Consider the following 6,691-nt stretch of genomic DNA (forward strand, 5'->3'; position numbering starts at 1 on the left):
TGTGGACCAAGACCGCCGACCAAATCCTGGACAGCATCGCCAACTACTGCCGACGAATTAACGACTCAGGACACTAGATGGTGCCCGCCTAGATGCCCGAACTGCCCGAAGTCGAGGTGGTGCGCCGCGGCTTGCACGCCCACGTCGTCGGCAAGACGATGACTGCGGTGCGGGTGCATCACCCGCGCGCGGTGCGTCGTCACCTAGCGGGGCCAGCGGACCTCACCGCCCGGCTGCTGAACGCGCGGATCACCGGCACGGATCGGCGCGGCAAATATTTGTGGCTGCTGCTCGACACGGAACCCATTGGGCAGCAACCGGATACGGCACTGGTAGTCCACCTCGGCATGAGCGGTCAGATGCTGCTCGGTGCGGTGCCGCGCGCCGACCACGTCCGAATCTCCGCGCTGCTCGACGACGGGACCGTGCTGAGTTTCGCCGACCAGCGCACCTTCGGTGGGTGGATGCTCGCCGACCTGCTCGAGGTGGACGGCAGCGTGGTGCCCGAACCGGTCGCGCACCTGGCGCGTGACCCGCTGGACCCTCGCTTCGACCCGGATGCGGTGATAAAGGTATTGCGGCGCAAGCATTCCGAAATCAAGCGGCAGCTTCTCGACCAGCAGGTGGTGTCCGGTATCGGCAACATCTACGCCGACGAGGCGCTGTGGCGGGCCAAGCTGCACGGTGCACGCCTGTCCGACACGCTGAGCCGCAAGCAGTTGACCGCCCTGCTGGACGCGGCCGCCGACGTGATGCGCGACGCGCTGACCGAAGGTGGGACATCGTTCGACTCGCTGTATGTCAACGTCAACGGCGAATCCGGATACTTCGACCGATCGCTGGACGCCTACGGCCGTGAAGGCCAAGCCTGCCGCCGCTGCGGGGCGGTGATGCGTCGGGAGAAATTCATGAATCGCTCCTCGTTCTATTGCCCGAAATGTCAACCGCGCCCGCGGGGTTGAGCGGGTTTTGGCGCAGATGAATTAATCGAAGATGTCGCGGCGCAGCGTCCCGGTGGGCAGCGCCGGGTCCACGAACCACTCGTGGCTGAACAGCGCACCGAACACCTGGGGCGGCAACCGCAGCAGCAGCCCGAACACGCGCGCGACCAGACCGGAAGCGCCGATCTGGGAGCGGTGCGCGGCGAACGCGTCCCGCTTCTGGCGCGCGAACCCAAAGACGTTGACCCGATGGGTGATTGTGGCGCGCGGGGCGTATGCGCCGCGGACGATGTCGCGCTCGTAGGGCTGTGGCAGCCGCAACACATGCGCGACATCGCTGACCCGAAGCAACATTTCGCGCGGCATCGTCACCTCGAGTACCCGCGCGATGGCGGCGAGCTCGGCCGCCCGCTTGCCGACGCGGTGCACCTGAACGTGGTCGCGGTGCCCGTAGCCGCCGTTGGGCTGATAGCTCAGCAGCAGATCGGCGCGTTCGTCGCGCAGGATGCCGGCCAGCCGCCCGGCCGCCTCGTCGAGGTCCGCGCGGCCGAATCGGGTGCGCCCGGGCGGATCCGGGTAGAACAGCGGACCGTAGCCGCTGTCGGCGTACCCCAGGCACTCCACCCGATGCGCCCCGAGAATGCTTGCGCTTAACCGCAATTCGTCCAGCCGGTCGTTGTCGTCCTCGTTGTGGACGCGCCCGTCGGTCGCCGTGACCACGACCACCCGGTGCCCAGCGGCCGCCGCCCGCGCCAGGGTGCCGCCCGTGAGCACGACCTCGTCGTCCGGGTGGGCGTGGAAGGCGACCACGATGGACATGCCAGACAGTATGCCCGCGCCTCGAAGTTCGGACGCCCGGTAGAAATAAGCCATGGCCGAACTATGGGTGGAACGCACCGGGACTCGCCGATACACCGGGTACAGCTCACGAGGGGCGCAGGTGCCGATCGGATCCGAGGACGTCGACGGCGTGTTCACCCCCGGCGAGCTGCTCAAGATCGCGCTCGCGGCGTGCAGCGCAATGGCCAGCGACCTGCCGCTGGCCCGCCGGCTGGGCGACGACTACAAGGCGGTCGTCAAGGTCTCCGGCGCCGCCGACCGCGAGCAGGAACGCTATCCGCTGCTCGCGGAGACCCTGGAACTGGACCTGTCGTCGCTGGCCGACGACGAGAAGCAGCGCCTGCTGGCCGTGGTCGACCGCGCGATCGATCAGGTCTGCACGGTCGGGCGCACGCTCAAGTCCGGAACCACCGTGAACCTCGAGGTCAACGATGTCGGAGCCTGACACGCGGCTCACCGCCTGGGTGCACGGCCAGGTTCAGGGCGTCGGTTTCCGTTGGTGGACCCGCTGCCGGGCGCTGGAGCTGGGCCTCACCGGCTACGCGGCCAACCGGCCCGACGGCCGCGTTCTGGTGGTCGCCCAGGGGCCGCGCTCGGCCGGTGAGAAGCTGTTGCGCCTGCTGGAAGGCGGCACCGCCTGGCCGTCGCCCCCCGGGCGCGTCGACAAGGTGGTCGCCGACTGGTCACAACCGCAGGAGCGGTTCGAGGGTTTCGTCGAGCGGTGAACGGCGGCGTCGGGCTCGCGCTCTGCGGAGGCGACAGGCACCTTCCCGTGGCTGATGTGACCACTGTGACCAGTGCGTCGACCGCCCGAATCGCCGCCCGTATTTCGGGCCGTCCGACACCCCGCGGTGCCGCCGTCCGGGCCGATTTGAGCGGTAGTCTGGCTCGCCGTGTACCTCAAGAGTCTGACGCTGAAGGGCTTCAAGTCCTTCGCCTCGCCGACGACTCTGCGGTTCGAACCGGGCATCACCGCCGTCGTCGGCCCCAACGGCTCGGGCAAATCCAACGTCGTCGACGCGCTGGCCTGGGTGATGGGGGAGCAGGGAGCGAAGACGCTGCGCGGCGGGAAGATGGAGGACGTCATCTTCGCCGGGACGTCGTCGCGGGCCCCGCTGGGCCGCGCCGAGGTCACCGTCACCATCGACAACTCCGACAACGCGCTGCCCATCGAATACTCCGAGGTGTCCATCACGCGGCGGATGTTCCGCGATGGCGCCAGCGAGTACGAAATCAACGGCAGCAGTTGTCGTTTGATGGATGTTCAGGAGCTGCTGAGCGACTCCGGGATCGGCCGGGAGATGCACGTCATCGTCGGGCAGGGCAAGCTCGACGAGATCTTGCAGTCGCGACCCGAGGACCGGCGCGCGTTCATCGAAGAAGCCGCCGGGGTGCTCAAGCACCGCAAGCGTAAGGAAAAGGCTCTCCGCAAACTCGACGCGATGTCGGCGAACCTGGCCCGGCTGACCGACCTGACCACCGAGCTGCGCCGTCAGCTCAAACCGCTGGGCCGCCAGGCCGAGGTGGCCCGACGGGCGGCGACCATCCAGGCCGACCTCCGCGACGCCCGGCTGCGGCTGGCCGCCGACGACCTGGTCAACCGGCAGGGTGAGCGGGAGGCCATCTTCGAGGCCGAGGCCGCCATGCGGCGCGACCACGACCAGGCCTCCTCGCGGCTGGCGGTGGCGTCCGAGGAGTTGACGACGCACGAGGCCGCGGTGGCCGAACTCTCCGGCCGCGCCGAGTCGGTTCAGCACACCTGGTTTGCGCTGTCCGCGCTGGCCGAACGGGTCGCCGCGACCGTGCGCATCGCGAGCGAGCGGGCGCAGCACCTCGATGTCGAGCCGGTCGCCACCGGCGACACCGACCCCGACGCGCTGGAAGCCGAGGCCGACCAGGTCGCGGCCGCCGAACAACGGCTGCTCGCCGAGCTGGACGGTGCGCGCACCCGGCTGGACGCCGCCCGCGCGGAATTGGCGGAGCGCGAGCGGGAAGCCGCCGAGGCCGATCGCGCCCACATGGCGGCCGTGCGCGCGGAGGCGGACCGGCGCGAAGGCCTCGCCCGGCTGACCGGCCAGGTGGAGACGATGCGGGCGCGCGTCGAATCGATCGACGACAGCGTGGCGCGCCTGTCCGAGCGCATCGAACAGGCCGCCGCCCGCGCGCAGCAGGCCAAGGTGGAATTCGAGACCGTCCAGGGCCGGGTCGGTGAACTCGACCAGGGCGAGGTGGGCCTGGACGAACACCACGAGCGCACCGTCGCCGCGTTGCGGCTGGCCGACGAGCGGGTGGCCGAACTGCAGGCCGCCGAGCGGGACGCCGAACGCCAGGTGGCCTCGTTGCGGGCCCGCATCGACGCGCTCGCGATCGGGCTCGACCGCAAGGACGGCGCGGCGTGGCTTACCCAAAACCACAGCGGCACAGGTCTTTTGGGCCCCATGGCCAAGCTGGTCAAGGTTCGTTCGGGTTATGAGGCGGCGCTGGCCGCGGTGCTGGGATCGGCGGCCGACGCGCTGGCCGCCGAGAGCTTCGGCGCGGCCCGCTCGGCCGTCGCCGCGCTCAAGGAGGCCGACGGCGGCCGCGCCGCGCTGGTGCTGGGGGACTGGCCCGCCGACCAACCCGCGCCGCAGGCCGCCCCGGCGGGTGCGCTGTGGGCACTCGACCTGATCGACGCGCCCGCCCGGCTGCGCGGCGCGATCACGGCCATGCTCTCCGGCGTCGCGGTGGTCGACGACCTGGACCGGGCGCTGGCGGTGGTGGCCGCGCATCCCCAATTGCGTGCGGTCACCCTCGACGGCGATCTGGTGGGCGCCGGCTGGGTGAGCGGCGGCTCGGACCGCAAGCTGTCCACGCTCGAGGTGACCTCGGAGATCGACAAGGCCGGCGACGAGCTGGCCGCGGCCGAGGCCCGGGTGGCCCAGCTGAGTGCGGCGCTGTCCGGGGCGCTGACCGAGCAGGCCGCCCGTCAGGACTCGGCCGAGCAGGCGCTGGCCGCGCTCAACGAATCCGACAGCGAGATCTCGGGGATGTACGAACAGCTGGGCCGGCTGGGCCAGGAGGCCCGGACGTCCGAGGACGAGTGGAGCAGGTTGCTGCGGCAGCGCGAGGAGCTCGAAGCGAGCCGGAGCCAGACCGTCGCCGAGGTCACCGAACTGGAGACGCGGCTGCGCAACGCGCAGGAGACCCAGCAGGCGCCGACGGAAGAACCCGTGGACCGCCAGCGGATCGCCGCCGCGACCGAAGCCGCGCGCAGCGTCGAGGTGGAGGCGCGGCTGGCGGTGCGGACCGCCGAAGAGCGTGCGAACGCGGTGCGGGGGCGCGCCGATTCGTTGCGCCGCGCGGCCGCGGCCGAACGCGAAGCCCGGCTGCGGGCTCAGCAGGCGCGGGAGGCGCGGCTGCGCGCCGCCGCGGTGGCGGCGGCGGTGGCCGACTCCGGGCGGTTGCTGGCGCAGCGGTTGAACGGGGTCGTCGACGCGGCGTCCAAGGTCCGCGACGCGCTGGCCGCCGAGCGCCAGCAGCGCGCGGCCGCGATGGCCGCGGTGCGTGACGAGGTGAACGCGCTGAGCGCCCGGGTGGCCACCCTGACCGACGCGCTGCACCGCGACGAGGTGGCCAACGCCCAGGCGGCCATGCGGATCGAGCAGCTCGAGCAGATGGTGCTCGAGCAGTTCGGCATGGCGCCGGCCGACCTGATCGCCGAGTACGGCCCGCACAACCCGCTTCCGCCGACCGACCTGGAGATGGCCGAATACGAGCAGGCCAAGGAGCGCGGCGAGCAGGTCTTCGCGCCCGCACCGATTCCCTACGACCGGGCCACCCAGGAGCGGCGGGCCAAGCGGGCCGAGCGGGAGCTGGCCGAACTGGGCAGGGTCAACCCGCTGGCGCTCGAGGAGTTCGCGGCTCTCGAGGAGCGCTACAACTTCCTGTCCACCCAGCTTGAGGACGTCAAGGCCGCCCGCAAGGACCTGCTCGGGGTGGTCGACGAGGTCGACGCCCGCATCCTGCAGGTGTTCAGCGAGGCGTATGCCGACGTCGAACGCGAATTCACCGAGGTCTTCACCGTGCTGTTCCCCGGCGGCGAGGGCCGGCTGCGGCTGACCGACCCCAACGACATGCTCACCACCGGCATCGAGGTCGAGGCCCGCCCGCCGGGCAAGAAGATCACCCGGCTCTCGCTGCTGTCCGGCGGCGAAAAGGCGCTGACGGCGGTGGCCATGCTGGTGGCGATCTTCCGGGCCCGCCCGTCGCCGTTCTACATCATGGACGAGGTGGAGGCCGCGCTCGACGACACCAACCTGCGGCGGCTGATCTCGCTGTTCGAGCTGTTGCGGGCGCGCTCGCAGCTCATCATCATCACGCACCAGAAGCCGACGATGGAGGTCGCGGACGCGCTCTACGGCGTGACCATGCAGGGCGACGGCATCACCGCCGTCATCTCCCAGCGGATGCGTGGCCAGCAGGTGGACCAGTTGGCCGGCGCCATGCAATAGCGCCCCGAGGTGGTGGCTGCCGGGCGCCCACGCCGCCCCTGAAACAATGTCATCGTGTCCCAAGGTCTTTGGATCGCCGTCGCGGTCGTCGCTGCCCTGCTCGTCATCACCGCGCTGGTGCTGGGGCTGCTGCGGTATCGCCGCCGCCGGATCAGCTTCGCCGCCCGCACCGAACCCGGCGCGATCGACCGCTCCGGCGGCTACACCGCCTCCTCGGGCATCACCTTCAGCCAGACCACGACGGCCGACCGGCTCGACACCACCGGTCTGCCCGCGGTAGGCGACGACGCCGCCGTTCCCCGCGACGCGCCGCGGCGCACCATCTCCGAGGTCGAACTTCCCGAACCCGAACCCGAACCCGAAGCCCCGGCCCCGCCGCCTCCGAGCGTCCAGGCCCCGTCCGCACCGGCGGCCCGGGCC

Annotated in this window: 5 protein-coding genes and 1 pseudogene; 5 read left to right on the top strand and 1 reads right to left on the bottom strand. The window is 70.9% G+C overall.

Annotation, left to right across the window (positions count from 1 at the left end; translation table 11 throughout):
- Positions 1–92: 92 nt before the first annotated feature.
- Positions 93–962, top strand: coding sequence for a DNA-formamidopyrimidine glycosylase (gene mutM / locus BST14_RS27140; protein ID WP_083067381.1), 870 nt, complete (start codon positions 93–95; stop codon positions 960–962).
- A gap of 21 nt (positions 963–983) precedes the next feature.
- On the opposite strand, the gene BST14_RS27145 is transcribed toward mutM, so the two are convergent.
- A complete protein-coding gene (locus BST14_RS27145) occupies positions 984–1,760 on the bottom strand; it encodes a PIG-L deacetylase family protein (RefSeq protein WP_083067385.1) in 777 nt (258 codons plus the stop codon).
- A gap of 52 nt (positions 1,761–1,812) precedes the next feature.
- Here BST14_RS27145 and BST14_RS27150 point away from each other — a divergent pair, with 52 nt between their 5' ends.
- From BST14_RS27150 to BST14_RS27165, 4 genes and pseudogenes are all read left to right on the top strand, one after another.
- Complete coding sequence (locus BST14_RS27150) at positions 1,813–2,226, top strand: OsmC family protein (protein WP_083067382.1); 414 nt, start codon at positions 1,813–1,815, stop codon at positions 2,224–2,226.
- The gene (locus BST14_RS27155) at positions 2,213–2,506 is read left to right on the top strand and encodes an acylphosphatase (RefSeq protein ID WP_083067383.1); all 294 of its coding nucleotides are present in this window, start codon (positions 2,213–2,215) and stop codon (positions 2,504–2,506) included. The genes BST14_RS27150 and BST14_RS27155 overlap by 14 nt, the downstream gene beginning before the upstream one ends.
- Positions 2,507–2,674: 168 nt before the next feature.
- Complete coding sequence (smc, locus tag BST14_RS27160; RefSeq protein WP_083067384.1) at positions 2,675–6,271, top strand: chromosome segregation protein SMC; 3,597 nt, start codon at positions 2,675–2,677, stop codon at positions 6,269–6,271.
- A gap of 54 nt (positions 6,272–6,325) precedes the next feature.
- Positions 6,326–6,691 (top strand): annotated as a pseudogene (locus BST14_RS27165) (signal recognition particle-docking protein FtsY); the annotation flags it as partial.

It is taken from the genome of Mycobacterium arosiense ATCC BAA-1401 = DSM 45069 (assembly GCF_002086125.1).
GTDB lineage: Bacteria > Actinomycetota > Actinomycetes > Mycobacteriales > Mycobacteriaceae > Mycobacterium > Mycobacterium arosiense.